This is a genomic window from Clostridium sediminicola (genome assembly GCF_050402865.1).
GTDB lineage: Bacteria > Bacillota > Clostridia > Clostridiales > Clostridiaceae > Clostridium_AF > Clostridium_AF sediminicola.
The window spans coordinates 44,759-67,023 of the sequence record NZ_BAABMF010000012.1; the positions used below are offsets into that span (position 1 = coordinate 44,759).

A 22,265-nucleotide genomic window follows, 5' to 3' on the forward strand; every position below is an offset into this window, starting at 1 on the left:
AATTGGGAAAATAATTCAACTAAGGTAGAGAGATTGGAAATAGGTATTAGAATTGTACACAAAAATAATAGTAAAATGATAATTCACCTATGGAATTATGTTTACAAAACTAGATTTTCAGATACAAAAAGTGATTTTTGTTTACAAAACTAAAATTTCAATTACAAAATGGGATTTTCGGATTACAAATGGGAAATTGGCTTTTCAATTCTCCCTTTTTTTTGAAATCATGAGAAAGTTTATTTTAAAAGAGTAAAATATTATCGTTATTCAATAAATACATATTGGATTTTATTAAATTAGGTAGTATAATTATGGTATTAATTGTTGAGGGGGAACTATTATGAATCAGTATAAACTATCCAAATGGCTCAAAGCTGTTATTATCATTGAAGCTCTGAATAAAATCTGCAAGGGACTTAATTGTCAGCCTGGTGACAACTTGGAATGGAGTGATTGCGATGAAAATAAGTAAATTATCATTGATTTTCAAAAAGGCACCTTTCCCGGCAATAATGACAATAATATCTTTTGTGTTTTTTATAGGAGCATATTTCTTAGTAACTGTGAAATCAATTGAGCCATACTATTATGAGGGGTTATTATTTGCAGTGCCATCTGTTTGTTTTGCAATAATCACTTTTTTCACTGTAACAGAAAAATTAAAAATTGTTGTTTCATCTGTAATAACAAGTGTCTTGATTTTGGTTTTGAGTGTTGCAATGCTATTTGTATTTGTTTTTATGGCTTTTGACGCAGTAACAACTCAAACAACTGATATAGATAAATATGAAAGAGTATTAAAACTAACAGATTATCCAAATAACTCATTAACAAAATACTTTCCTGGTAGAATTCCAGGTAACGCAAAAGATATTGTATTTAGATATAATCCAGCTTTTATGCAGGGTGGTGAAAATTTTGATTTAAAATTTAAAACGGATTTAGACTCTATTAATAGTTATATTGACGAATTTTCACAAAAAGCAAAGTGGATTGGAAAAGCAAGTGATAGTGAAGTTGAAAAAAATGGTGTATTTTTAGGTTCTTTTAGTACTTTTGGTTATATGAATTTACCAGAAGACTTTACAATTTATCTAATCAATAGTAACCCTTATGAGCCTAACAATTGGAATCATGGTAAGTTAAGTCTTGTTGCTATTAGCAAGCAAAGAAATGAGATAATATTTCTTGCAGAAGATTGGTAATCAAATTATTTAGTTGTATCATATTAGGAGGTTATAAAATGTTAGTCAACCCTTTGGATGACGTTATGTCTTATTTTGAATTTACATTTTTTGCTTATATAGTATTGTTTATAATTGTAAGTTTGAATTTTTATAAAGCAGTATCTATTAGAAAGAATTTACCTAACGGTAATTCTATTAGCAAATTAATACTAAGAATTGATTTGGTTATTGATATTTTATGTGGCATAGCAATGTTAGCAGGTTTAATATTTCAGGGTGTATTAGCAGACAATAATGCATTAGGCCATAATACTTGGTTTAGCATACTTTTAGGCATTTCAATTGTAAGCTTTATTATTTTTGCATTAAATGTTATTGTAGTTTTGAAAAGAAGAAAATGAGTATACAGTAGATTGACTTATATGCACTTTTCATATAAAGAGCAATAACTATAAAACGGAATAATTTCTTGAAATACCGTATTATTCAGCAATGGATTTTAGGGTATTTTAAATATGCAAATATTTACTATTATAGAAAGATAGTGATGTAGTAATATGAAAAATCTGTTATAATTTTCATATGGATTAAGTCGAAATTATAAGATATTGTGCAACTAATAATTATTATAAAAGGAGTTGTGATATGGATAACAATTTACTAGAAAAATATGCTGGTCTTATTGTAAAATCTGGAGTAAATATTCAAAAAAATCAAACACTTGTAATAACTTCACCTATAGAATGTGCGGCCTTTACAAGAACCATCACAAAAATTGCATATGAAGAAGGGGCTAAGGATGTAGTTGTGGAATGGGTGGATGAATTGCTTTCTAAAATTAAGTTTTTATATGCAAAAGTAGAGGTGTTTGAAGAATTTCCAGAATGGCAGAAGGAATTTTATTTATCATATGCACGAGAAGGTGCAGCTTTTTTAGCTATTGATACTAAAGACCCAGAACTTATGAAAGATATAAATTCTGAACGAATATCAAAAGCAAGTAAAGTAAGAAGTTCTGCACTGAAAGAATACGCAAATAGAAAAATGTCCGGTAAAAATTCTTGGTGTATTGCAGCATTTCCTACAAAGGCTTGGGCTAAAAAAGTATTTCCCAATATTTCAGAAGATGAAGCAATAGAAAAACTCTGGCAGGCTGTATTTAAAGTTACGAGGATAGATGAAGACAATGACTCTGCCCTTTCTTGGAACAAGCACATAAGGAGTTTAAAAATAAATTCGGACTTTTTAAATTCCAATGAGTTTAAATATATGTACTATAAAAATTCATTAGGTACAGATTTGAAAATAGAGCTTCCTGAAAATCATATATGGATTTCAGGTTCTGCATATACTCCAGAAGGTATAGAATTTTGTGCTAACATACCTACTGAAGAAATATTTACACTACCTAAAAAAACTGGAATAAATGGAACTGTAGTAAGTTCAATGCCATTAAGTTACAATGGCAGTATAATTGAAAGAATCTGTCTTACTTTTGAGGATGGAAAAATTGTTGATTTTTACGCTGAAAAAGGATACGAGGCACTAAAGGAACTTATTGAAACTGATGAAGGTTCACATTACCTTGGTGAAGTTGCTTTAGTACCTTATAATTCACCTATATCAAAGATGAATACGATATTTTACAAAACTCTATTTGATGAGAATGCGTCTTGTCATTTAGCTATAGGTGCCGCCTATCCCTGTATAAAGAATATTGAGAATATGTCAAATGAGGAACTTGGGAGACTTGAAATTAATGATTCGAGTATACATGTAGATTTTATGATAGGTACAGAGGACCTTGAAATAATAGGAATTACAAGAACCAATGAAGAAATACCTATATTTAAAAATGGTGATTTTGAAGTTTAAACATAAAAAATTAATATTTAAACTAATCTTTTTATTGTGGTTAAGCCGATTTTTTCTTATTAAGGCGCAATAACTATAAAACCAAATAATTTCTTAAAATACCGTATTATCTAGAAATGGATTTTACGGTATTTTTATTTCGCAATTCAAAAATATTGTCTATCAACTGTAGTAATTAGAATAGTTAGTAGATCTTATGTATAAAAGATGAATTAGAAAGGAGATAGAATGAATAAAGATTTTTCCAGAAAAAGAAAGCAGGCATTAAAAGATTGGAAGTATATACAGAGTAATTATGGCTTTTGTCAAAGTCATGATTACGATGATGAGAGAATGTGGAAATTATTAGAGAATCCTTCAAATGAAGTTGCCCTAAAAATATTACTTGAATTCATAGAAAGTATATTTAGAATGGGATATGTTTCTCCTACAGAACTTTCTAATAACTTAAGACAACTACCTTTAACTGATAAAAAAATTGTACCAATAAAGAAAAGATGGATTTATGGTAAAGAATTGTAATTCGCAATATGTTTAGGTAATTATACGAAGATTGGCGTTAAAAACACTCAAACCTAAAATGAAGACTTGAGTGTTTAAGTGCTGATACTACGCCAAACTTTGGATAATTGTCATTGTACGAAACCGCGGTTATTTAAACAAGATCTATGGGGTTTGCATTATTTCATTCTGGATAATTTTAAATAGTATTTAAGGAAAAAGTTCTGATATATAGTAAGAAAATATATAAAATAAAGTTTGATAAGTGATTTTGACATACAATCCCCCTCCCCATAAAGAGGCATATTCAAAAGCTATGCTATTTTGATATTGATTGGTGGTTAATTGCTAGGAGCTATAATTCTTCTTAGTTTTTCTGAACCACAATGTGGACATTTTGTTATATCTCTACCGGTAATTTTTAAAATCAGTTGAAGTGTTGAAAGTCTTTCTTTAACTAAAATAGGTGTATTGGTAAGTTCTTTACAGATTTTTAGTTTTATAGTTTTGTTTCTATTACCAAGTAAGCCATAGTGTCTTATTTTCATGAATCTCAACGGGAGTATATGAATTAGAAACCTACGGATAAATTCGTCAGCAGAGATAGTCATTTGTTTACTTTTGTTTTTATCTTTGTAATCACGCCATTTGATTGTGATATTACCGTTATCAATATTAATGATACGGTTGTTGGATATGGCAACTCTGTGAGAATATCTACCTAGATATTCCACTACATAAGCAGCATTTTTAAAAGGAGGTTTGCAATAAACAACCCATTCTTTTGAATAAAGATAGGAAAGTAGCTTTTCAAATTCAATGTCAGTGGATAGGTACTCTTGACTACCATGAAACTGAAGTTTGTTTTGGTAGTATAATTGTTCCAAATGATATAGAAACTTACCTCTGAATTTGCGAGATAGAACTTTTACTGGGATAAAGAATTTCTTTTTGCTATTTACCCATTTTCCTATAGAAGAAAGACCACCACCAGGTACAATACAGTGAATGTGAGGATGATGCATTAAATTTTGTCCCCAAGTATGTAACACAGAGGTAAATCCAAGTTTAGCACCTAGATATTTTTTGTCTGATGCCAGTTCATCAAGAGTTTTAGCAACAACTTTAAACATTAATGCATAAAGTTCTTTCTGATTTTGATAAGCTATCATATTTAGTGTATCTGGAATGGTGAATACAACGTGAAAGTATCCGATGTTAAGTAAATTGCTTTTTTGATTTTCAATCCAGCGTTCTTTAGCAAGAGATTGACATTTAGGACAATGTCTATTTAGGCAAGAATTATATGAAATTTGAGTACTACCACAATTTTTGCATATATCTACATGTCCACCTAACTTGGAAGTTCTACAATTTTCAATCGCAGACATAGCTTTGTGTTGTACAAGGGTAAGTTTGTGGTTATAACGATATTCTGAGCCGTATTTTAGAAAGATATCTTGAACTTCAGCCATTAGTTTTCTCCGTTTCTATTAGCGTATCAAGAGGGCTAATTACATTTAAAGATTCAATTTTGAGTATATGTAGATAGACACAGGTTGTTCTTATATTTGAATGACCTAGTAATTGTTTGATGTGAAATATGTTTGTGCCTGATTCTAGTAAGTGAGTTGCAAAACTATGTCTTAAAGTATGTAGTGTAACTTTTTTAGTGATTTTAGCTTTTTTTATATACTTACGAAATATATTTTGAACTGCTCTTGAAGTAATGTGATTACCAGTATGGTTTCTACTATAAAAAAGCCAACCTTTAGGTTTGTAAGATTTCCAATAAACTCGTAATATCTCAAGGTTAGATTGTGAAAGTAGAGCATATCTATCTTTAGATCCCTTACCATTGCGAATTAGCAGTTGCATTTTTTTACTATCAATATCTGAAACTTTTAGGCAAGCAACTTCCTTAAGTCTAAGGCCGGCACCATAAACAGTCATTAAGATACATTTATCTCTTAAATTGTCGCAAGCATCAAAAAGATTTTGAATTTCTTCTTTGGTAAGAATTTCAGGAAATTTGCGATGATGACGGAGGCGAGGTATTTGTTTGTAATTTAGAGTGATGTTTAAAGTTACACCATACAAGAAACGAAGAGCGCTATTATAGGTATTTACACTTTCAGAAGTAAGCTTTTTTTCTGTAGTTAGATAATGAAAAAATTCTCTTATGTGCCTTACATTTAGTTCAGTTGCTGGTTTATTAAAATAATTTTGAAATAGTTTAACTTTGGTATAGTACTCATCTTGAGTATTTTTGCTTAAACCTCGAAGTTCTATATCGAAATTAAGTTGTTGTAAAATTTGTTCTTTGGTCATATTTAACATCTCCTTTTAACTAGAAATTATTTCCTTGTTAAAAGGGTTGTATACAAAATAGCGAATATTAAGTTTAGTGCATGATACTATGTTTGATGGTTTTAAAACCACCGCGGTAGCGGTTTAGTGCTATGATTATAAAGTGAATGTCAATGTCTTAGTAGGTACTTTTAGAGAATATATGATTAAAGTAGCTATAGAAGAAGACCTGGAAGAAGCTGAACGATTACACACATGGATGTTTGAAGAAATCATGGGAAATTTAGTTCCTGTAAGACCTAATAGAAAATATTCACGTAAAGAATATAAAGGAAGGAGTAAGTATAGAGAAAATAATAGAAGAAATTAATAGTAAGCAAATTATAAGGATAAATCAACCATGTAATAATTTTAAAAAGATGGTCTTTTGCGGTATCTAAAATTATATTTAAAACTTGAAAAATAATTATTTTAAAAATTTAAAAAAGTAACAATATCCCTTAAGTTGATGACATTGGGTGGGAGGGAATCCATTGCACTTGTTTTAGATATAAAGTAAATGGACTATGTGAGACTATTGGAGTTTTAGAAATGTTCAATGAATTGCCACATTTGTTAGAAAGGATTTCTTCATGATATTAGTGCATAATCGATTTACAATGTGGAATCATGGTGCTATATTTATATTAGTCATTCCAGTTGAAAACATTATTTGCAAATTAAATGTGGCAAAGAGGTGGTTGCTTGTTAGACAAAAGAAAAATTAGTTTAATAAAAGTTTTTATAAAAGAAAATAAATTTGTTACTATTGATAATTTATCTAAAACTTTTAAGGTTAGTAATAGGACTATTAGATATGATTTAGATTCAATAGATCACTGGTTGAAAATGAATAATTTTATCCCTTTAATTAGGAAACCAAGAAAAGGGATTTATTTAGACATATACAAAATTGATTTTGAAAGACTAAAGGAACTTTTAGATCAAAATGACTATATAAATTATGTGCTTTCACCAGATGAAAGAATAAAAATAATTTTATTAACACTATTAAATAATTCTTCAAAAGTTTATATTAAAAGTTTAGCTGATAAATTAGTAGTTAGTAAATCAACTATAGTAAACGATGTCAATGCTGGTGAAAAGATTTTAGAAAAGTATTATCTAACTCTTTCAAGAGAAAATAGCTATATTCAAATTATAGGAAGTGAAAGTAATAGAAGAAGATTAATCTCATATTTATTAAAAAATTATAAAGACGATAAAAGTAATTTGGTCTTGAATGATACTATGAACTACTATATAAAAACAATGAAAACATGGTTTCCTGAAATTGATCTCGAGTATATAAGGAATCAAATTGAAATAATTCAGGACTTTATGAAAGTTGAATTTAGTTTTGAAAGTTTATCTAATCTCATCACACATATAGCGCTGGCAATTGAAAGATTAAAGGTAGGTAAAGATATAAAAATAGACTCAAACCAACTAAAAATAATAAAAACTAAAGAAGAATTTGTATGGGCAAAAAAAATATCAATAAACTTATCAGAGAAATTTGGGGTAGTAATTCCAGATGATGAGATTGCTTATATAACATATCATTTAATGGGAGCTAGATTAAATGAGGTAGAAAATTATGAAGATTATAGTGAAAAAAATAATAATATACTTAATTTAATAGAATTGATTGTTGAACAAGTACAACTTGAAATGAACGTATTAATCTTGGATACAATTTCTTTGAAAAAGGATATATTCTTGCATATGGTTCCTGCTATTCAAAGAATAAAATTTAATAATTATTTTGAAAATCCTTTGCTTGAAAGTATTAAATGTGAATATGAAGAATTGTTTAATGCATGTGGTGAAGCATTGAAAATAATTGAGGATAAATTTCGAATAAACTTTGATGAAAATGAGATTTCATATATAACAATGCATTTTGCAGCAGCACTTCATTTACAACAAAAGAACTTAGTTAGCTGTCCTAAAATATTACTGGTGTGTGCTAGTGGTCTTGGCACATCTAGATTATTAAAAGCCAGATTGCAATATTATTTTGAAGATTTTGAAGTAGTAGATGTTATTTCATATCAACATTTAGATGAGTATTTATCTAATCCATTTATAGATTTAATTATTAGTACAATTCCTATAAAAAGTGAAAGTATTCCTGTAATTGAAGTTTCACTTTTATTGGGCAAAGAAGAAATTGAAGTGTTATCTCAGTATTTAAAATATAAAGGAAATTTAAAACCATTGCATAATACAAATGAAATGATGATTTCAGATATTCTTTCAATTGTTGAATCAAATTGTGAGGTGAAAAATAAAACAGAGTTAGAATCACAAATTAGAAATTATTTTAACAATAGTAAGTTATTTATGAATTCTAAAAAATCAAATGTTAATAATGAAATTATTTCACCAGAAAATATCAAAGTAAATGTTTTATGCAATTCATGGAAAGAAGCAGTATTAAAAGCTAGTCAAGTATTAATAGATAAAGACTATATATCTAAATTGTATTTGGATAATATTCTAAGAGATTATGAAAGTAATAGCGCGGCTTTAGTAATAGCTCCTAGTATTGCAATGCCTCATACAAAAGGGGATAAAGGTGTTTTTAAAACTGGAATATCAATTTTGATATTGGAAAAACCAGTTTCTTTTAATCATTCTAAATTTGACCCAATCGATATAATTGTATTTCTTGCAGCAAAAGATAAAAATAGCCATGTGGAGGATTTAGTTAAAATTATAGATTTTATGTGTGATAAAGATAATTTAAAGAGAATTAAAGAAGCTAAAACTTCTAATGACATATATAATTTAATATTTGAAGGGAGGTGATACAAATGATAAGAAATTTTGTGAAAAGAGAATCAGTATTAGTAAATGTAGAAGTTGAAAATTGGGAAACAGCTGTAGAAAAGGTAGGAGAATTACTTTTAAATATTGGAGCAATAGAAGAGAAGTATATACAAGCTATGATCAATAAGGTACATGAATTAGGATCATACATAGTCATTGCCCCACAGATTGCTATGCCTCATGCAAGACCTGAAGATGGAGCAAAAGAAACTAATATCGCGCTTATAACTTTAAAAAATGGAATTAATTTTGGACACGAAAAAAATGATCCTGTAAAACTTGTTATAGGGCTTGCAGCTACTGACAGTGCTCTTCATATTGAAGCATTAGCTGAACTTATGGAATTACTAGGTTCAGAGGGGGTGTTAGAAAAAATTATTCATAGTAACAGTGAGGAAGAGTTATATGGCTATTTAGTGTAAAGGTTGTAAGTAAAGAATACAAAAAAATGAATAGGAGGAATATTTATGATTAAGATTTTAACAGTGTGTGGTGCAGGGGTTGGTAGCAGTATGATGTTGAAGGTGTTTACTCAACAAATTCTAAAAGCTGAAAAAATTCAAGCAAAGGTTGATGCAACAGATATTGGATCAATTAATCCTGGAGAGGCAGATATTATAATTACTACAAGTGATTTTGCAAATGTACTAAGAAATTTAACAGCCATAATTGTTAGAATAGATAATTTAACTGATAAGGTTTTTTTAAAAAAAGAATTATTAAAAGCAATAGATAAATTAAAATAATTAGGGGGTTATTGTATGAATATATTAATGTATTTTCTATCAAAGATTCTTAGTGAAGCAGCATTTTTAATAGGGCTGGTTGCATTAATAGGATTACTTGTACAAAAGAAAAGTTTCAATGAAACAATTTCAGGTACTGTAAAAACTATGGTAGGATTTTTGATTATTACTACAGGTGCTCAAAGCATGGGTATGGAGTTAACACCATTGCAACCTATGATACAATCAATCTTTGGAATGGAAACACAATTTGTAGATATTGGTGCTTCTATTGGATCAAGTATGAATGATTTTGGTGCAGCGGCAACCTTAATATTTGCACTAGGATTTTTAGTGAATGTTCTATTAGCAAGATTCACTAAATATAAATATATTCACTTATCTGCACATGTATCATTCTTTTATGCAGGGTTAATTGCAGCATTACTTACAGTTGGAACAAATTTATCTGCTGTTATGATAACTATAATAGGTTCATTAATCCTAGGTATTTATTTGACTTTCTCATGTGCTTATATGGCACCACTTTTAAAGAACATTCCTGGGGCAGAAGGATATACTATTGCACATTCAAGTTCAATTGGATGTTTCATTTCGGCTAAATTAGGAAAAGTTTTTGGTAATAAAGATCATGATTTAGAAAAGATTAAACTTCCTAAGAAACTGGAATTTTTAAGAGAGACTACAATTGCTTTAAGTGTTATCATGACATTAATATTTATTTTAATATCAGTACTTGCAGGACCGTCCTTCATTAGTGAGCAAATCAGTGGTGGAAGAGATATAATTTCCTTTTCAATTTTGAAAGGATTAAAGTTTGGTTTATGGATAACAATTATTATCGCAGGGGTTAGAATGATGTTATCAGAGATAGTTCCAGCCTTCCACGGTATTTCCGAAAAAATAGTACCCGATGCAGTGCCTGGATTAGATATACCATTGTTATTTCCTAGTCACCCAACTTCAGTAATCGTAGGATTTTTATGTAGTTTGATAGCAAGTCTTATAGGAATGTTTATTTTAGGGGCCTTAAAATATCCTATCATTGTCTTCCCAGCATTAATTCCAACATTCTTTACAGGAGCAGTAACAGCAATATTCGGTAACTCTACTGGTGGTAGAAGAGGAGCAATTATTGGTTCTACAGTTAATGGATTTATCTTAATAATTGGACAGGCATTATTAATACCATATATAGGTGGATATGAAGATGTTATGAGAGTGTTATGTGAAACTGATTATGCCTTCTTTGGACCTATTTTAGGATGGATTTTAAGGATATTTGGATAAATGGATAATTTAAAGGAGGTTTTAAAAGATAACAAAAGATTACTAACACTTTATATGACTTTAGCATATCCTTCTTTTAGTGAGTTTCTAAAGTACCTTGATATATTAGTTGAAAATCAAGTTGATATTTTAGAAATTGGAATACCTGTTCAAAATCCCTATTTAGATGGAAAAGTAATTTCTCAAACATATAATAAAGTTAAAGTTGACGGCTTTGACAAAATTCAATGTTTGAACATGCTAAAAGAAATAAGAAACAGATATCCCAAACTACCCATAGTAATTATGTCATATTATGAAGGCATTGTAAATAATTCGCTACTAGAAAATAGCGATTTATACGATGCGTTATTATGCCCAGATGAATTTTTGAACAATTCTAACAAATTGATTCAAATATATAATGAAGATATGACAGATAAAGAAATAATAGATAAGCTGAATTATAATTCATATTTTGCTTATGTTATGTCAAGCAATTCCCCTACTGGTTCTATTGGGGAAATTCCAACAAATTATATAAATACGATTAATAGAATACGGAAATATTCAGATATTCCTGTTCAAGTTGGATTTGGCATTAGTACTGCAAAGCAAGCAAAAGAAATCCTTTGTAATGGTTCTGATGGAATTATTATAGGAAGTGAAATAATAAGAAAAATTAATGAAAATAATATTATTAACTTTGAGGCATATATTGATGAATTAAGAGGAGCACTTTTGAACTAGTGTGATTTAGTTTATGAGAAGTAAATTAATAAATAACATTGAATTATATAGATTATTTCCCTATTTACTTTGTAGTATTCAAACAAGGTTTGTAGTGGAAATAATCTTTTTTTAACTAATGACAGATAAGTTTGTTGAAATATTTGAAGTAGGCTAGTAGTTACACGAAATAATTTAGAATAAATATATTGAAATATTTACCAAAATGAATATGATTTAAGAGGAAGTTTCACAATTTATAATAGGTTTCATGTATTAAAAATCAAATCAAAGTTTTATATATGATATATCTACTCCTATAGAAGTAATGATAAATATTGTATTTTAGATTTTGTTACCTATTACGTAGGTGCTTTTATGACGAAGGATAGACAAGCACTTATAATTTAGAATTTGGACTAGCAGTAATGGAATTTGGATACTTCTTTAGCCAGGTATTCATCTTCTTATTTACATATATTTAATAAGTGACTATATTGATAATATTTTCTATATTCGATATAATTTAGTGAAACGATTTGATTTATTGATTGATCATTGTAGTATATGGCGAATTAATAAATGATTTTTTACATATAGTTAGCATAAGATGATTTGGAGGAATTGTTATGAAAAAAATAAAAACATGGGGTTTAATTACTGCTGTAGCACTGATATTTGTTGCTATAGTTATAGGAGTATTAAATTATAATACAGATGAAATACCTAAAAATGATTTATTAACACAAAAAACAATAATTAAAACCTTAAAAAAACATGGTGTTTCTCTAAAAGAAGATAGATCAAAGTCTTCTAATGATTTTGAACTAAGTGGAGTTAAGCCTGCTATTTTTAGTGTGGATAATGGAAAAGGAACACTTTTAGTATATACATTTAAGTCTATTGGAGAACGTAAAGATATAATAAGTAATTCTGGCAAGTATGATAATCAATTTTCTTTATTTGAAATACCATTAAAAGCAAAAAATGCCTACTTAGTTTATATAGTATCGGCACCAGAGAATCCAACCACTGAGGAGTGGAAAAGTATGGCCGAACCAATACATTTAATTTCTAATACAGTATTTAAGTATTTAAATGATGGGAAAGAGATTATTTTTAAAGGGGAGAGTGAAAGTTGGGAAGGGACATTTACCCTAAAATATTATAAGCATTGGTGGCATAATGAAAAAGGTATGCTTAAAATTGAATGTCACAGTGAGGAATTACCAGAAATTCAGTATAAAATGACTGATATAACTGATGTAGGACCTATTATAGGTGAATATAAAACTACTTCAGGTGGAGGTAGTATAACTGGTGCGACTCTTGATAAAGATGGCTATCTAAATCTTGGACACGGTAGTTCAAATGGTGCTATACATAATATCGAAAAGGATATTTTCTTTACAATTAAATGGAATGGAAAGGAAGAAAATATTATACTGAAGCCACAATAATATTTTCTTCTTTTCCATTTTTATTCTTATTTTTATAAATATTCGGCTATCAGCAATATCCACCCAAAAAGTAATTAATGTTATAAAACAAGAACAATAATGATAATTATGATATGAATTATATGCATATAGGGCAAAATAATGGATCAACTTTAAATATTGAAGTTGATCCATTATTTATTCGATAATTAACATTATTATAAATATATTTATAAATTATGTAACAATTTATGTTCAATAGTTATAGATTTTATTTTCTAGATTCTTTCCTAATCTTATAAATCCCTTAGTTCTAATTTGGGTTTCATTTACAAGTATAACTCACCCAATTCAAATGAACCCTGTTCATAGTGTCCCAAGAATAGCATGGGGTAAATACTTTGAGGAAAATGGAAAGATAAAGTTGCCGTTATCTGTTCAAGTGCATCACTCACTGGTAGATGGCATACATGTTTACTGAGTTTTATTTCTAATATATCAATTGATTACAAAGGGACCCTCAATATGAACCACTTTTAAATTAATAAGTAACTATATTGATAATATTTTACGTATTAGATATAATTTAGAATACAGATTAGCGCATGATTTATGTTTGTAATAAATAATGAACTAACCTGTGCTACTGATAGGGAGTGGAGATTATGTTTAGAGTATCTTATGAGGTAACAGACGAAAACTTTTATGAGTGTATAGAAGTAAGTAAACAGATATTTTGGATGTATCATGATATATCTTTTTATGGGGGAATAGTTCATAATATTGATTTTGAACAGGTTGACTATAAAAAATTTATCATGTGTGAGATTTTAGATGAAAGACTTAAAACTTGTTATTTAGAAAAAGTTGTGAAATTACTAAATCAAGGATGTTTCACAGCACTATGTTGCCATGTTTTAAACCTCATGGAAGAAGAATTAAGGGATATTAAGATTATAAAATTGATAGACAACATATTAGAAGATGAAAGAATTAATGATATGAAATTTGAAAAAGATTTACTAATAACTATGAAAAATGCACTTAAGCAAAAGCCCACATATCAAATTGATAGGAGCAAAGAGTGGACTGATTTTCTAGATGGCAATACTTTTTATGAAAAACTGCCTGAAGTATACACAAACTATGTTATCACTTATTATCAATCTATGTTAAAAGGTAATACAATTTGATTCATCATTTAAATATTAAGAAATGGAGGGATTTCAGTGAGCTTAAATGATTATAGAGATGAAGCTGAAGAGTTTCTAAAGAAGATTGGTTCAGAGAATGAAGGTACCGATATAAAAGTAAATATGCTAGAGGATGAATTAAATTTTAAAAGAAAGAAATAAATAACCTAGGTGAATTAAAACATCAAATTTATGATATGGTATTTATACTTTTTGAAATAGCATCTGATTATAAGTTTGATTTAGATGATGAATGGAGTAAAGGTAGAAAACATATAAGGGGTATTTATCTTCTTGTTTATACATATTTAATAAGCGACTATATTAAAAATATTTTCTATATTGTATATAATTTAGAAAATAGATTTAAATTTGTTCATCCATCATTGTAATAAAATGTGTAGCAAAGTATACTACTAAATTTCTTTGTCTTGATTGTTTATATTGTCTATATTTTCATTTATATGTTAAGATTAAGGTGCCATATTAAAAAGGAGGATATTATGAAAAGACAAAATATTAGAAAGGCTTTAATAATTATATCGTTTCTTTTATTTCCGATAACAATATATTATTTCTCTCCATTTTTGATAATAGAAGGTATGACCAAAGGTATTATTACTGGAAGTTTTATTTTATTTACATTGTTATTTTTTATATCATTATTTTTCAATAGAGTCTTTTGTGGATGGATATGTCCATCAGGTGGGTTACAAGAAATTTGTATGGTTTCTTCTAATAAACAGGCAAAGGGCGGCAAGCTCAACTGGATAAAATTCTTTATTTGGACACCATGGATAATAAGCATTATTATAATATTTATTTCATCTAACAAAACAAAAGTAATTAATATTTTCTATGCAACTCATCATGGTATATCTATTGCTCAGCCTATCGCTTACAGTATCTACTATATAGTAGTTGGTTTGGTTGTTATTATGTCATTTGTTGGTGGAAAGAGGGCATTTTGTCATTATGTTTGTTGGATGGCTCCGTTTATGGTAATAGGAACTAAACTTGGCGCTCTTTTGAGATTACCATCACTTAAATTGTTAGCAGATAAAGAAAAATGTACTAATTGCGGACTATGCAATAAAAATTGTGTGATGAGTCTTAATGTATATGAAATGGTACAGAAAAGTTCCATGGAAAATTCTGAATGTATTTTATGTGGAAGGTGTATTGATAATTGTCCTAAAGGTGTTATAAAATACTGCTTTTGCAGTAATATTACTGAAAAATTAAGTGAGAGTAAACATTCTAGACATATAAAATAACATTTTAACATTTAGTGCCTGTATATTTTACTAATTTAAGACGCTTATTTCATATAGGTCGCAATAATGGGTTAACTTTAAATATTGAAGTTGACCCATTAATTATTCGATAATCAACATTATTATAAATGTAAGCGTCAAAAATTTTCCGCCTAGTAGTTTCCAGGTTCCTTTGCTAGAATAACAGATAATAAAACCTAAGGAGGAATTGTCTGTTATGAATGGAGAATCATCGGCTATTGATTGGGATGATATTTTAAACAGATTTCCTTTGCGTAAAGGGTCTATCAGAGACTTTTGTAAAGAAAATAACATTAGCATCCATCAGCTATATTACAGAAGAAAAGTTATAAAGAAGAAAGAAAATCAAGAATTTCATGCTGTCAACCTTAAAGAAAAATCTTCTGAAAAGATATCTAATACATCAAAATCGTATCCAACTAGTAGTATTAGAATTGAGATAGGAAAAGCTAAGATATATATTCAAAATAATGACAAAGCTTCTCTATCATCTATTCTGGAAACTATTATAGAAACATGTTAAATATAGATAAAATAGATACAGTTTACTTAGCTTGTGGGGCTACAGATCTTAGAAAAAGTATCGATGGATTAAGGTTTATAATTTCGGGTTGCTGCCCGTAATCATTCCATAAAGGAGTGTAGCTTTTTTTAATGATTTAACAAGCATTTGAACAGAAGAAAACACGGCGATACCTCCTTAGTACCAACGTGTTTTTCTTTTTCCGCTTTGTGCGGCGGGTAAATTTCCAGATTGTTTGTTAGACATCCCATATGGTCTATGTCCCCGTTCTGTTTATGACAAAGGTGTATCAGTTTTCTTTGCTAGACGGCAAAGTCTGCATGAGGGCAAAGAAATGTTTAGGCTCACCGGTACTAAAATATTCATACCAAGATTCCAGTGTGTTTGATTGAAAAACACCTATATGCTCAATAATTTGTTTCGCCCACAACAAAGCTCCGGTGGAACTTGCAGTAATAAGGTTGTTATCCACTACAGATGGTTTGTCTATATAAAAACTTTCCCCTTTATAACCAGGAGAAACCATTTCAAGAAATCCCGGTCCATTACTGGTATGCGGACGCTTATCCAATAGCCCAAAGTTGGCAAGCGCAGCGGTAGCCCCACAGATTGCACACACCGTAGCCCCTAAAGAGAGAAATTCGCTTGCTTTTTCGATGATAGCGCCATGCTTTGGGTCGCTCCATGTATCTGCGCCCGGTAATAGCAACATGCTTGTTTCACTCATAACAATATCATCAATTAAGCAATTTGGCACGATTGTCAGCCCGCCCATTGTATTGATTGGCTCTTTAGAATAACTAACCGTTTTGAGCGATACACGTTGCACGCCCTTTTTGAAAAATCGACCAGAATTCAGCTCCGAAATAACATACCCAAGTTCCCAGTCGGCTAAAGTATCAAGAACGTAAACATAGATTGTAAACATAAAATTCCTCCATTTTCATTGTTTTATTGATTTGTTTGCTTTTTTATTGTACCATGTAATTGTTGACAGCAGTATGGCAACAATCTATAATAAAAAATGAAAAAAAGAAATTTTGGAAGGCGGCTATCAGATGAAAGTTGACAGACTTGTTAGCATTATTATGATACTCCTTGATAAAAAGCGTATAGGCGCACAGGAGTTAGCAGATATGTTTGAAGTTTCACCCCGCACAATCTATCGTGATATAGACACTATCAACATGGCGGGTATTCCTGTTCGATCAACATCGGGAGTGGGCGGCGGCTTTGAAATCATGCAGAAATACAAGATTGATAGAAAGGTTTTTTCGACTGCCGACCTTTCCGCTCTCTTGATGGGGCTTTCCAGTCTTTCCAACATGATACGAGGTGATGAACTGGTAAACGCCCTTGCGAAAGTCAAGAGCTTTATCCCTGCCGACAGAGCGAAAGACATTGAATTAAAAGCAAATCAAATATATATAGATTTAAGTCCGTGGATGGGCAACAGGAATGTGCAACAATATTTAGAAATTATCAAAACAGCTTTACAGGAAAGCAAGCTACTTTCTTTTGAATATGCAGACCGCTATGGAAATAAAACCGCACGAACAGTCGAGCCGTATCAGCTTGTATTGAAAAGTAGTCATTGGTATTTGCAAGGGTATTGCCATAAAAGAAATGATTTTCGCTTATTCAAACTATCCCGCACATCAAACCTACAAATACAAGAGGAATTTTTTACGCCACGAGATTATCAAAAACCGCAGTTAGATTTTACTGATATTTTGGCAACTATGCAAACAAAAATCAAAATTCGTATTCATGAATCTGTCATGGACAGGGTACTTGATTATTGCACTTATGAACACTTTTCGCCAGACGGTGATGAGCATTACATTGTTAGTTTTCCTTTCATAGAGAACGAATACTACTACAATATTCTTTTCAGTTTTGGGGATAAATGCGAGTGTTTAGAGCCGTTACATATCCGCACAGAAATGAAGCGTAGAATACATGATATAGCTACCATATACGAAAGTTAATACACGGAGTAAGAGAAAAAGACAAACGAGTTGCTTTGTCATTTTTATTCCGTTCCAACTATCACGCCTATCAATGGACGGGTAGTGTTTGCTTTCCAAGCTTGACTACAATTTGATTATTTTCCTATAACTACTAAATCATCTGAGCATTTTTCGCAAGTTTGTTCATTTTCAGTTAATTTATGATCTATGACTACTTTTTCTAAATTTGCTAAATTATCTTTTTTACCTATGTTTTTAGAAGGCTTATTTCTTTTGTATGTGATTTCTTCAATTGTGGGTTCTTCTATTTTTACGGATTGTTAATCAACTTTTAGAATCCAAAATGAAAATATATACTACTTATAGGAATATTATAATAAAAAAATATGAGATATCTGCTATAATTTTGATGATATTCACTTTATCAGGATGTAATTCTACTAAAGACTTATTAACTCACAAAATAGAAGCAAACGATATAGATAAAATTCAAATCATATTGGCTATGGGTAATCCAGAGTATGATGCAAAATCAAAAATTATTACAGAGAAAGACGAAATTAGTTCACTTGTAGATATTTTTAATAAGGCTACTATCGGTAAAAAGATTGAAGATGATGATATAGTATGCTCTGATGCAAGTAAATGGAGATTTATTCTTATTGCAACCTTTTCATATAAGGTTCAATAACTATAAAACTAAATAATTTCTTAAAATACCGTATTATTCAGAAATGGATTGTACGGAATTTTTATTTTGAATACGATCGCATTGTGAAATGACTTTTAGAATTAAAGATAAAAATATATACTATATTATAGAGATACTATAATGTTAAAAAATGAGATTTCTGTTATAATTCTTTTATGAATTAATTCAAATTAGTAAAATATTGTGTCATATCTGTAACCAAGATTAATTATATTTTGTCTGGGGGGGTCAATATGGAATATATATGTCCACATTGTGGCAAAGCTGTATCGTGTAAGTGGTGGGGAGTGAAACTGCATCTGAAATGCTCTAACTGTCATCAACATATATTTGCATCAATAAAAATCAAATTAATAATCTTGAATTTTGTTGGAGGGTTCACAGGAGTATTAATCACTCCAATGATTATTATATTTACAGAACTTGCGATAAGGAAAAAACTATTACTTGTTTTATTAGCCAGTTTTGTATTGTGTTCAATTGTCCAAGTAATTGAGTTGAAAATATGCCGTGAAGCAAATGTGAAAGTTGAAAATAGGTAAATATAACCTGCATTTGCATTTACGTCGCAGTCTTCTTATAAGGTGTAACACTAAGGTAAAGTGAATTTAATATTAGGGAGAGAATATTAAAAAAATTATTGCTGGTTGGTTATTTAGACGTTCATTTATATTTACGTGGGTAATCGTCATACTATTTTTGTTTTTAATAAACCTATTACAGCAACATTCATAACTATCGGGTGTTTCCTTGGTATAGTTATAGGTGATGTTCTAGGTGGATGGATAAGATCAGTAGGAATCGGGAGATTGAAGCACTAATAAAAAGTGGAATTGAAGTGAGTCCAGAAGCAAAGGCACTGGCATACCATCATTATGGGATATTTGACAAAATGAAAACAAAGAAAGCATAATCGTTATTTCAATTTTCACTAATGTATAGAAATTTTATTGAGTTATACACTATATAATAAGGGAGGTGTTCGAAATGGAAGTCGCTATTATGGGAGCTGGATTGTCTGGACTTTCTTGTGCTATAACATTAGAAAGATATGGAATTACACCAACTATTTTTGAAAAAAGAAATAGTGTGGGAGATAGATTTGTTAATGCAGAAGCAATGTTCAGTATTCTTAATAGACCTGTTAAAGATTGTTTACCTTACATAGCAGAGAACTATCATATAAATTTAAAACCTATAGGTGAAGTTGATAAATTATTTGTACATTCTAAAAATGAACTTGGTACTATTGATGGAAAAATTGGATACACAAATATAAGAGGTAGATATAAGAATTCATATGAAAATCAATTAGAGAAACAAGTAAAATGTAATATTAATTTTAATTCAACCTATGAATATGAAGAGTTATGTAAAAATTTCGAGTATGTTGTATTAGCCACTGGAGATGGAGAATATGCTTCTCTTTTAGGTAATTATAGGTGTGATCTTACTTGCACAATAAAAGGAGCAACTGTTGAAGGAGAATTTGTAACAAGTAATCCTAGTGTATGGTTTAATTATGAGATAATCCCCAAAGGATATGCTTGGTTGATACCTTTTTCTGAAAAAGAAGCAAATTTAGTTATTGCTTATCCTGATTATCCTGACAATATAAAATTAGATATAAATGATATGTGGGAAAAATTTTATAGTTTAGTATGTAAGAAATTAGGTCAAAACTTTAAGATAACTGACAACTTTGAAATTACAAGATATATGATTGGCATATGTAATAAACCTAAAATTGATAATACATATTTCGTTGGAAATTGTTTTGGTGCTATTTCTCCAGGGCTCGGATTTGGACAATATACATCAATTTTAACAGGAGTATATTCTTCATATGATATTTGTGGAGTAGGAACTTATGAGGAACTTACTAAACCTCTATTTGAAAATTACAATCACTCTCTTGTTTTGAGAAGATTTTTAGAGAATTTAACTGATGATGAAATAGATTCTAAAGTTAAAAACTTAGATAACAAAATTATAGGGAAATTATTTGATAAAGTATGTAGTAGTAATAGCAGTATTGAGTTACTTCAATTATTAACTCCACTTATGAGGCTATGGAATAATTACAAAGAGTTTAAAAGTTAAGGAATATTCCTATTTGGATAGAAATCAAAAATATACTCAATCTAATTTTTTTATCTATAGCGGTATTATTAACATATAGACTTCCGCATGATTCATACTCCATAAGTCAATACATTATAAGGCCAATAAAACTTGGGAAAAGTACAATTTTTCTTGCAGGGATAATTCCTTTGATAGTGTATATTATAGGTATTAAAGGTATTTTAAAGTTAGAAAGATTTTCTGGAAAAAGTAAAATACTTATATTTATGTTGGTAGCAATAATTATAGTTCCAATAATGAAATGGTCATTAAATTTTACTAGAACTAATTATCACTGGATTATGAGAGATGGGTTAAATGCTGTCGACTTAGAAGATTCACGTATTGGGTTAGGAATCTCTGATGAAGAATTAACTTACAGTTTTTGTTGCTTAAATAAAAATTAAATAATTTCTTAAAATACCGTATTATTCAGTAATGGATTTCGCGGCGTTTTTATTTTTTGATAATTATCTTATTAGACTGTAAAGCACATGCTCACAGAGTTGCTTTATGGCGATTTTAACGAGTGTTAAATAGTGTGAATATACTAGTATTAAAGGTATGGGCAATGCGGTTTAAAATTCGATATATGTTCACTGAGAGGTATTTCAAATCTAGATATATGTATAAGTGAAATATGGGAATTTGGAATTTCTTTCATTCTGTTGTATAATTTTAGAGGCGGTTTTATTTTATATATGGGAGGATTAGAAATGTCAGATAAAGTTAATTCAGAGATTATTAAAACGGAGAATGATATATTTATTATGTTAGATAATTTATTAGAAAATAGAGAGAGTGAATGGTGGGGTGATTTTTATTCTGATAAACAAAAGCCAATTCCATTCTTTGAAAATATCCCTGATGAGAACCTTATTTCATACTTTGAAAAAGGGTTATTAAAGCAGGGGAAAGCGCTTGATATCGGTTGTGGAAACGGTAGAAACTCTATCTTTCTTGCAAAGAAAGGATATGAAGTTTATGGGATAGACTTTTCAAAAACCTCTATTGAATGGGGAAAGAAAATAGCAAATGAGCAATCAATAAAAGTTAATTTTTTATGCCAATCAATAGTTGATTTTCAGGATGAAGCCGAGAGTTTTGATTTTGTATATGATGCCGGATGCTTTCATCATATAAAGCCACATAGAAGAGAACAATACTTAAAAACAATCTTAAAATACTTAAAATCAGATGGATATTTTGCAATGACGTGTTTTAATTCAAAAGGCGGTGCTAACATATCTGATTATGATGTTTACAGAGATAATTCAATGCATGGAGGATTGGGATTTACTGAATATAAACTAAAAACAATTTTAGAACCTTATTTTGAGATACTTGAATTTAGAGAAATGATAGAGTCGGCTGATAAAAATATATTTGGGAAATCTCTTCTTTGGACAGTCCTAATGAAGAAAAAATAAAACACCAATAATTATATATTATTGATGATAAAAAGTATAATTGTAATAAATATAAACTAACTAATACTTTGGAGGC

27 protein-coding genes are annotated in these 22,265 nt (G+C 29.5%); 24 read left to right on the forward strand and 3 right to left on the reverse strand.

The annotated features are described in order from the left end of the window. Positions 1-343 precede the first annotated feature (343 nt). From ACQ3F0_RS17710 to ACQ3F0_RS17730, 5 genes are all read left to right on the forward strand, one after another. Entirely contained in the window at positions 344-475 is a 132-nt protein-coding gene (locus ACQ3F0_RS17710) for a helix-turn-helix domain-containing protein (RefSeq protein WP_428866715.1), read from the forward strand. Beyond that, the gene (locus ACQ3F0_RS17715; RefSeq protein ID WP_428866717.1) at positions 462-1,208 is read left to right on the forward strand and encodes a hypothetical protein; all 747 of its coding nucleotides are present in this window, start codon (positions 462-464) and stop codon (positions 1,206-1,208) included. The genes ACQ3F0_RS17710 and ACQ3F0_RS17715 overlap by 14 nt, the downstream gene beginning before the upstream one ends. Before the next feature lie 38 nt (positions 1,209-1,246). Next, on the forward strand, positions 1,247-1,591 hold the full coding sequence (locus tag ACQ3F0_RS17720; protein ID WP_428866719.1) for a hypothetical protein: 345 nt from the start codon (positions 1,247-1,249) through the stop codon (positions 1,589-1,591). A 244-nt stretch (positions 1,592-1,835) separates the two neighbouring features. Beyond that, the gene (locus ACQ3F0_RS17725) at positions 1,836-3,065 is read left to right on the forward strand and encodes an aminopeptidase (RefSeq protein ID WP_428866721.1); all 1,230 of its coding nucleotides are present in this window, start codon (positions 1,836-1,838) and stop codon (positions 3,063-3,065) included. A 228-nt stretch (positions 3,066-3,293) separates the two neighbouring features. Continuing rightward, complete coding sequence (locus ACQ3F0_RS17730) at positions 3,294-3,587, forward strand: hypothetical protein (protein ID WP_428866722.1); 294 nt, start codon at positions 3,294-3,296, stop codon at positions 3,585-3,587. 320 nt (positions 3,588-3,907) lie between these two features. Here ACQ3F0_RS17730 and ACQ3F0_RS17735 read toward each other — a convergent pair whose 3' ends face one another. Both ACQ3F0_RS17735 and ACQ3F0_RS17740 read right to left on the reverse strand, forming a co-directional pair. Beyond that, positions 3,908-5,041 carry an IS91 family transposase gene (locus tag ACQ3F0_RS17735; RefSeq protein WP_428866724.1) on the reverse strand — a complete coding sequence of 378 codons (1,134 nt, stop codon included), beginning with the start codon at positions 5,039-5,041 and terminating at the stop codon, positions 3,908-3,910. Beyond that, a complete protein-coding gene (locus ACQ3F0_RS17740; RefSeq protein WP_428866726.1) occupies positions 5,034-5,897 on the reverse strand; it encodes a tyrosine-type recombinase/integrase in 864 nt (287 codons plus the stop codon). The genes ACQ3F0_RS17735 and ACQ3F0_RS17740 overlap by 8 nt, the downstream gene beginning before the upstream one ends. Positions 5,898-6,078: 181 nt before the next feature. Here ACQ3F0_RS17740 and ACQ3F0_RS17745 point away from each other — a divergent pair, with 181 nt between their 5' ends. The 12 genes from ACQ3F0_RS17745 (at position 6,079) to tnpA (ending at position 15,950) form a co-directional block, all read left to right on the forward strand. Further along, positions 6,079-6,246 carry a hypothetical protein gene (locus tag ACQ3F0_RS17745; RefSeq protein ID WP_428866727.1) on the forward strand — a complete coding sequence of 56 codons (168 nt, stop codon included), beginning with the start codon at positions 6,079-6,081 and terminating at the stop codon, positions 6,244-6,246. Between the two features lie 374 nt (positions 6,247-6,620). Further along, positions 6,621-8,732, forward strand: a complete 2,112-nt coding sequence (locus ACQ3F0_RS17750) for a BglG family transcription antiterminator (protein ID WP_428866729.1) — start codon at positions 6,621-6,623, stop codon at positions 8,730-8,732. Between the two features lie 5 nt (positions 8,733-8,737). Further along, the gene (locus tag ACQ3F0_RS17755; RefSeq protein ID WP_428866731.1) at positions 8,738-9,175 is read left to right on the forward strand and encodes a PTS sugar transporter subunit IIA; all 438 of its coding nucleotides are present in this window, start codon (positions 8,738-8,740) and stop codon (positions 9,173-9,175) included. Positions 9,176-9,220: 45 nt separating this feature from the next. Then, complete coding sequence (locus tag ACQ3F0_RS17760) at positions 9,221-9,499, forward strand: PTS sugar transporter subunit IIB (protein WP_428866732.1); 279 nt, start codon at positions 9,221-9,223, stop codon at positions 9,497-9,499. Between the two features lie 15 nt (positions 9,500-9,514). Beyond that, the gene (ulaA, locus tag ACQ3F0_RS17765) at positions 9,515-10,789 is read left to right on the forward strand and encodes a PTS ascorbate transporter subunit IIC (protein WP_428866734.1); all 1,275 of its coding nucleotides are present in this window, start codon (positions 9,515-9,517) and stop codon (positions 10,787-10,789) included. After that, positions 10,790-11,518 (forward strand): tryptophan synthase subunit alpha, encoded by a 729-nt coding sequence (gene trpA / locus ACQ3F0_RS17770; protein WP_428866736.1) that lies wholly within the window; start codon positions 10,790-10,792, stop codon positions 11,516-11,518. Between the two features lie 608 nt (positions 11,519-12,126). Continuing rightward, on the forward strand, positions 12,127-12,957 hold the full coding sequence (locus ACQ3F0_RS17775; RefSeq protein WP_428866738.1) for a hypothetical protein: 831 nt from the start codon (positions 12,127-12,129) through the stop codon (positions 12,955-12,957). Positions 12,958-13,204: 247 nt separating this feature from the next. Then, positions 13,205-13,417: a CatA-like O-acetyltransferase gene (locus tag ACQ3F0_RS17780; RefSeq protein WP_428866904.1), complete on the forward strand. Its 213-nt coding sequence runs from the start codon at positions 13,205-13,207 to the stop codon at positions 13,415-13,417. A 184-nt stretch (positions 13,418-13,601) separates the two neighbouring features. Then, positions 13,602-14,129 (forward strand): hypothetical protein, encoded by a 528-nt coding sequence (locus tag ACQ3F0_RS17785; RefSeq protein ID WP_428866740.1) that lies wholly within the window; start codon positions 13,602-13,604, stop codon positions 14,127-14,129. A gap of 36 nt (positions 14,130-14,165) precedes the next feature. Beyond that, positions 14,166-14,291 (forward strand): hypothetical protein, encoded by a 126-nt coding sequence (locus tag ACQ3F0_RS17790; protein WP_428866742.1) that lies wholly within the window; start codon positions 14,166-14,168, stop codon positions 14,289-14,291. Positions 14,292-14,632: 341 nt separating this feature from the next. After that, positions 14,633-15,406 carry a 4Fe-4S binding protein gene (locus tag ACQ3F0_RS17795; protein ID WP_428866744.1) on the forward strand — a complete coding sequence of 258 codons (774 nt, stop codon included), beginning with the start codon at positions 14,633-14,635 and terminating at the stop codon, positions 15,404-15,406. A 217-nt stretch (positions 15,407-15,623) separates the two neighbouring features. Next, on the forward strand, positions 15,624-15,950 hold the full coding sequence (gene tnpA / locus ACQ3F0_RS17800; RefSeq protein ID WP_428866746.1) for an IS66 family insertion sequence element accessory protein TnpA: 327 nt from the start codon (positions 15,624-15,626) through the stop codon (positions 15,948-15,950). A gap of 289 nt (positions 15,951-16,239) precedes the next feature. On the opposite strand, the gene ACQ3F0_RS17805 is transcribed toward tnpA, so the two are convergent. Beyond that, positions 16,240-16,878, reverse strand: coding sequence for a type 1 glutamine amidotransferase family protein (locus tag ACQ3F0_RS17805; RefSeq protein WP_428866748.1), 639 nt, complete (start codon positions 16,876-16,878; stop codon positions 16,240-16,242). A 130-nt stretch (positions 16,879-17,008) separates the two neighbouring features. Between ACQ3F0_RS17805 and ACQ3F0_RS17810 the strand changes: the two genes are divergently transcribed. The 7 genes from ACQ3F0_RS17810 (at position 17,009) to ACQ3F0_RS17840 (ending at position 22,189) form a co-directional block, all read left to right on the forward strand. Then, the gene (locus ACQ3F0_RS17810) at positions 17,009-17,941 is read left to right on the forward strand and encodes a helix-turn-helix transcriptional regulator (RefSeq protein WP_428866750.1); all 933 of its coding nucleotides are present in this window, start codon (positions 17,009-17,011) and stop codon (positions 17,939-17,941) included. A gap of 325 nt (positions 17,942-18,266) precedes the next feature. Beyond that, the gene (locus ACQ3F0_RS17815; RefSeq protein WP_428866751.1) at positions 18,267-18,614 is read left to right on the forward strand and encodes a hypothetical protein; all 348 of its coding nucleotides are present in this window, start codon (positions 18,267-18,269) and stop codon (positions 18,612-18,614) included. Positions 18,615-18,868: 254 nt separating this feature from the next. Further along, on the forward strand, positions 18,869-19,177 hold the full coding sequence (locus ACQ3F0_RS17820) for a hypothetical protein (RefSeq protein WP_428866753.1): 309 nt from the start codon (positions 18,869-18,871) through the stop codon (positions 19,175-19,177). Positions 19,178-19,416: 239 nt separating this feature from the next. Continuing rightward, positions 19,417-19,548: a hypothetical protein gene (locus tag ACQ3F0_RS17825; protein WP_428866754.1), complete on the forward strand. Its 132-nt coding sequence runs from the start codon at positions 19,417-19,419 to the stop codon at positions 19,546-19,548. A gap of 74 nt (positions 19,549-19,622) precedes the next feature. Then, positions 19,623-20,738: an NAD(P)-binding protein gene (locus ACQ3F0_RS17830; RefSeq protein WP_428866756.1), complete on the forward strand. Its 1,116-nt coding sequence runs from the start codon at positions 19,623-19,625 to the stop codon at positions 20,736-20,738. Between the two features lie 170 nt (positions 20,739-20,908). Continuing rightward, positions 20,909-21,166, forward strand: coding sequence for a hypothetical protein (locus tag ACQ3F0_RS17835; RefSeq protein ID WP_428866758.1), 258 nt, complete (start codon positions 20,909-20,911; stop codon positions 21,164-21,166). 309 nt (positions 21,167-21,475) lie between these two features. Then, on the forward strand, positions 21,476-22,189 hold the full coding sequence (locus ACQ3F0_RS17840) for a class I SAM-dependent methyltransferase (protein ID WP_428866760.1): 714 nt from the start codon (positions 21,476-21,478) through the stop codon (positions 22,187-22,189). The last annotated feature ends 76 nt before the right edge of the window (positions 22,190-22,265 follow it).

Bases quoted from the DNA above. Each gene is read 5' to 3' on its own strand.
- ACQ3F0_RS17745 (WP_428866727.1), top strand. From the start codon at position 6,079: ATGATTAAAGTAGCTATAGAAGAAGACCTGGAAGAAGCTGAACGATTA.
- ACQ3F0_RS17715 (WP_428866717.1), top strand. From the start codon at position 462: ATGAAAATAAGTAAATTATCATTGATTTTCAAAAAGGCACCTTTCCCG.
- ACQ3F0_RS17740 (WP_428866726.1), bottom strand. From the start codon at position 5,897: ATGACCAAAGAACAAATTTTACAACAACTTAATTTCGATATAGAACTT.
- ACQ3F0_RS17820 (WP_428866753.1), top strand. From the start codon at position 18,869: ATGGAATATATATGTCCACATTGTGGCAAAGCTGTATCGTGTAAGTGG.
- ACQ3F0_RS17840 (WP_428866760.1), top strand. From the start codon at position 21,476: ATGTCAGATAAAGTTAATTCAGAGATTATTAAAACGGAGAATGATATA.
- ACQ3F0_RS17785 (WP_428866740.1), top strand. From the start codon at position 13,602: ATGTTTAGAGTATCTTATGAGGTAACAGACGAAAACTTTTATGAGTGT.
- ulaA (WP_428866734.1), top strand. From the start codon at position 9,515: ATGAATATATTAATGTATTTTCTATCAAAGATTCTTAGTGAAGCAGCA.
- ACQ3F0_RS17830 (WP_428866756.1), top strand. From the start codon at position 19,623: ATGGAAGTCGCTATTATGGGAGCTGGATTGTCTGGACTTTCTTGTGCT.
- ACQ3F0_RS17725 (WP_428866721.1), top strand. From the start codon at position 1,836: ATGGATAACAATTTACTAGAAAAATATGCTGGTCTTATTGTAAAATCT.
- ACQ3F0_RS17775 (WP_428866738.1), top strand. From the start codon at position 12,127: ATGAAAAAAATAAAAACATGGGGTTTAATTACTGCTGTAGCACTGATA.
- ACQ3F0_RS17735 (WP_428866724.1), bottom strand. From the start codon at position 5,041: ATGGCTGAAGTTCAAGATATCTTTCTAAAATACGGCTCAGAATATCGT.
- trpA (WP_428866736.1), top strand. From the start codon at position 10,790: ATGGATAATTTAAAGGAGGTTTTAAAAGATAACAAAAGATTACTAACA.
- ACQ3F0_RS17805 (WP_428866748.1), bottom strand. From the start codon at position 16,878: ATGTTTACAATCTATGTTTACGTTCTTGATACTTTAGCCGACTGGGAA.
- ACQ3F0_RS17755 (WP_428866731.1), top strand. From the start codon at position 8,738: ATGATAAGAAATTTTGTGAAAAGAGAATCAGTATTAGTAAATGTAGAA.
- ACQ3F0_RS17760 (WP_428866732.1), top strand. From the start codon at position 9,221: ATGATTAAGATTTTAACAGTGTGTGGTGCAGGGGTTGGTAGCAGTATG.
- ACQ3F0_RS17810 (WP_428866750.1), top strand. From the start codon at position 17,009: ATGAAAGTTGACAGACTTGTTAGCATTATTATGATACTCCTTGATAAA.
- ACQ3F0_RS17815 (WP_428866751.1), top strand. From the start codon at position 18,267: ATGAAAATATATACTACTTATAGGAATATTATAATAAAAAAATATGAG.
- ACQ3F0_RS17710 (WP_428866715.1), top strand. From the start codon at position 344: ATGAATCAGTATAAACTATCCAAATGGCTCAAAGCTGTTATTATCATT.
- ACQ3F0_RS17730 (WP_428866722.1), top strand. From the start codon at position 3,294: ATGAATAAAGATTTTTCCAGAAAAAGAAAGCAGGCATTAAAAGATTGG.
- ACQ3F0_RS17795 (WP_428866744.1), top strand. From the start codon at position 14,633: ATGAAAAGACAAAATATTAGAAAGGCTTTAATAATTATATCGTTTCTT.
- ACQ3F0_RS17825 (WP_428866754.1), top strand. From the start codon at position 19,417: ATGGATAAGATCAGTAGGAATCGGGAGATTGAAGCACTAATAAAAAGT.
- ACQ3F0_RS17720 (WP_428866719.1), top strand. From the start codon at position 1,247: ATGTTAGTCAACCCTTTGGATGACGTTATGTCTTATTTTGAATTTACA.
- tnpA (WP_428866746.1), top strand. From the start codon at position 15,624: ATGAATGGAGAATCATCGGCTATTGATTGGGATGATATTTTAAACAGA.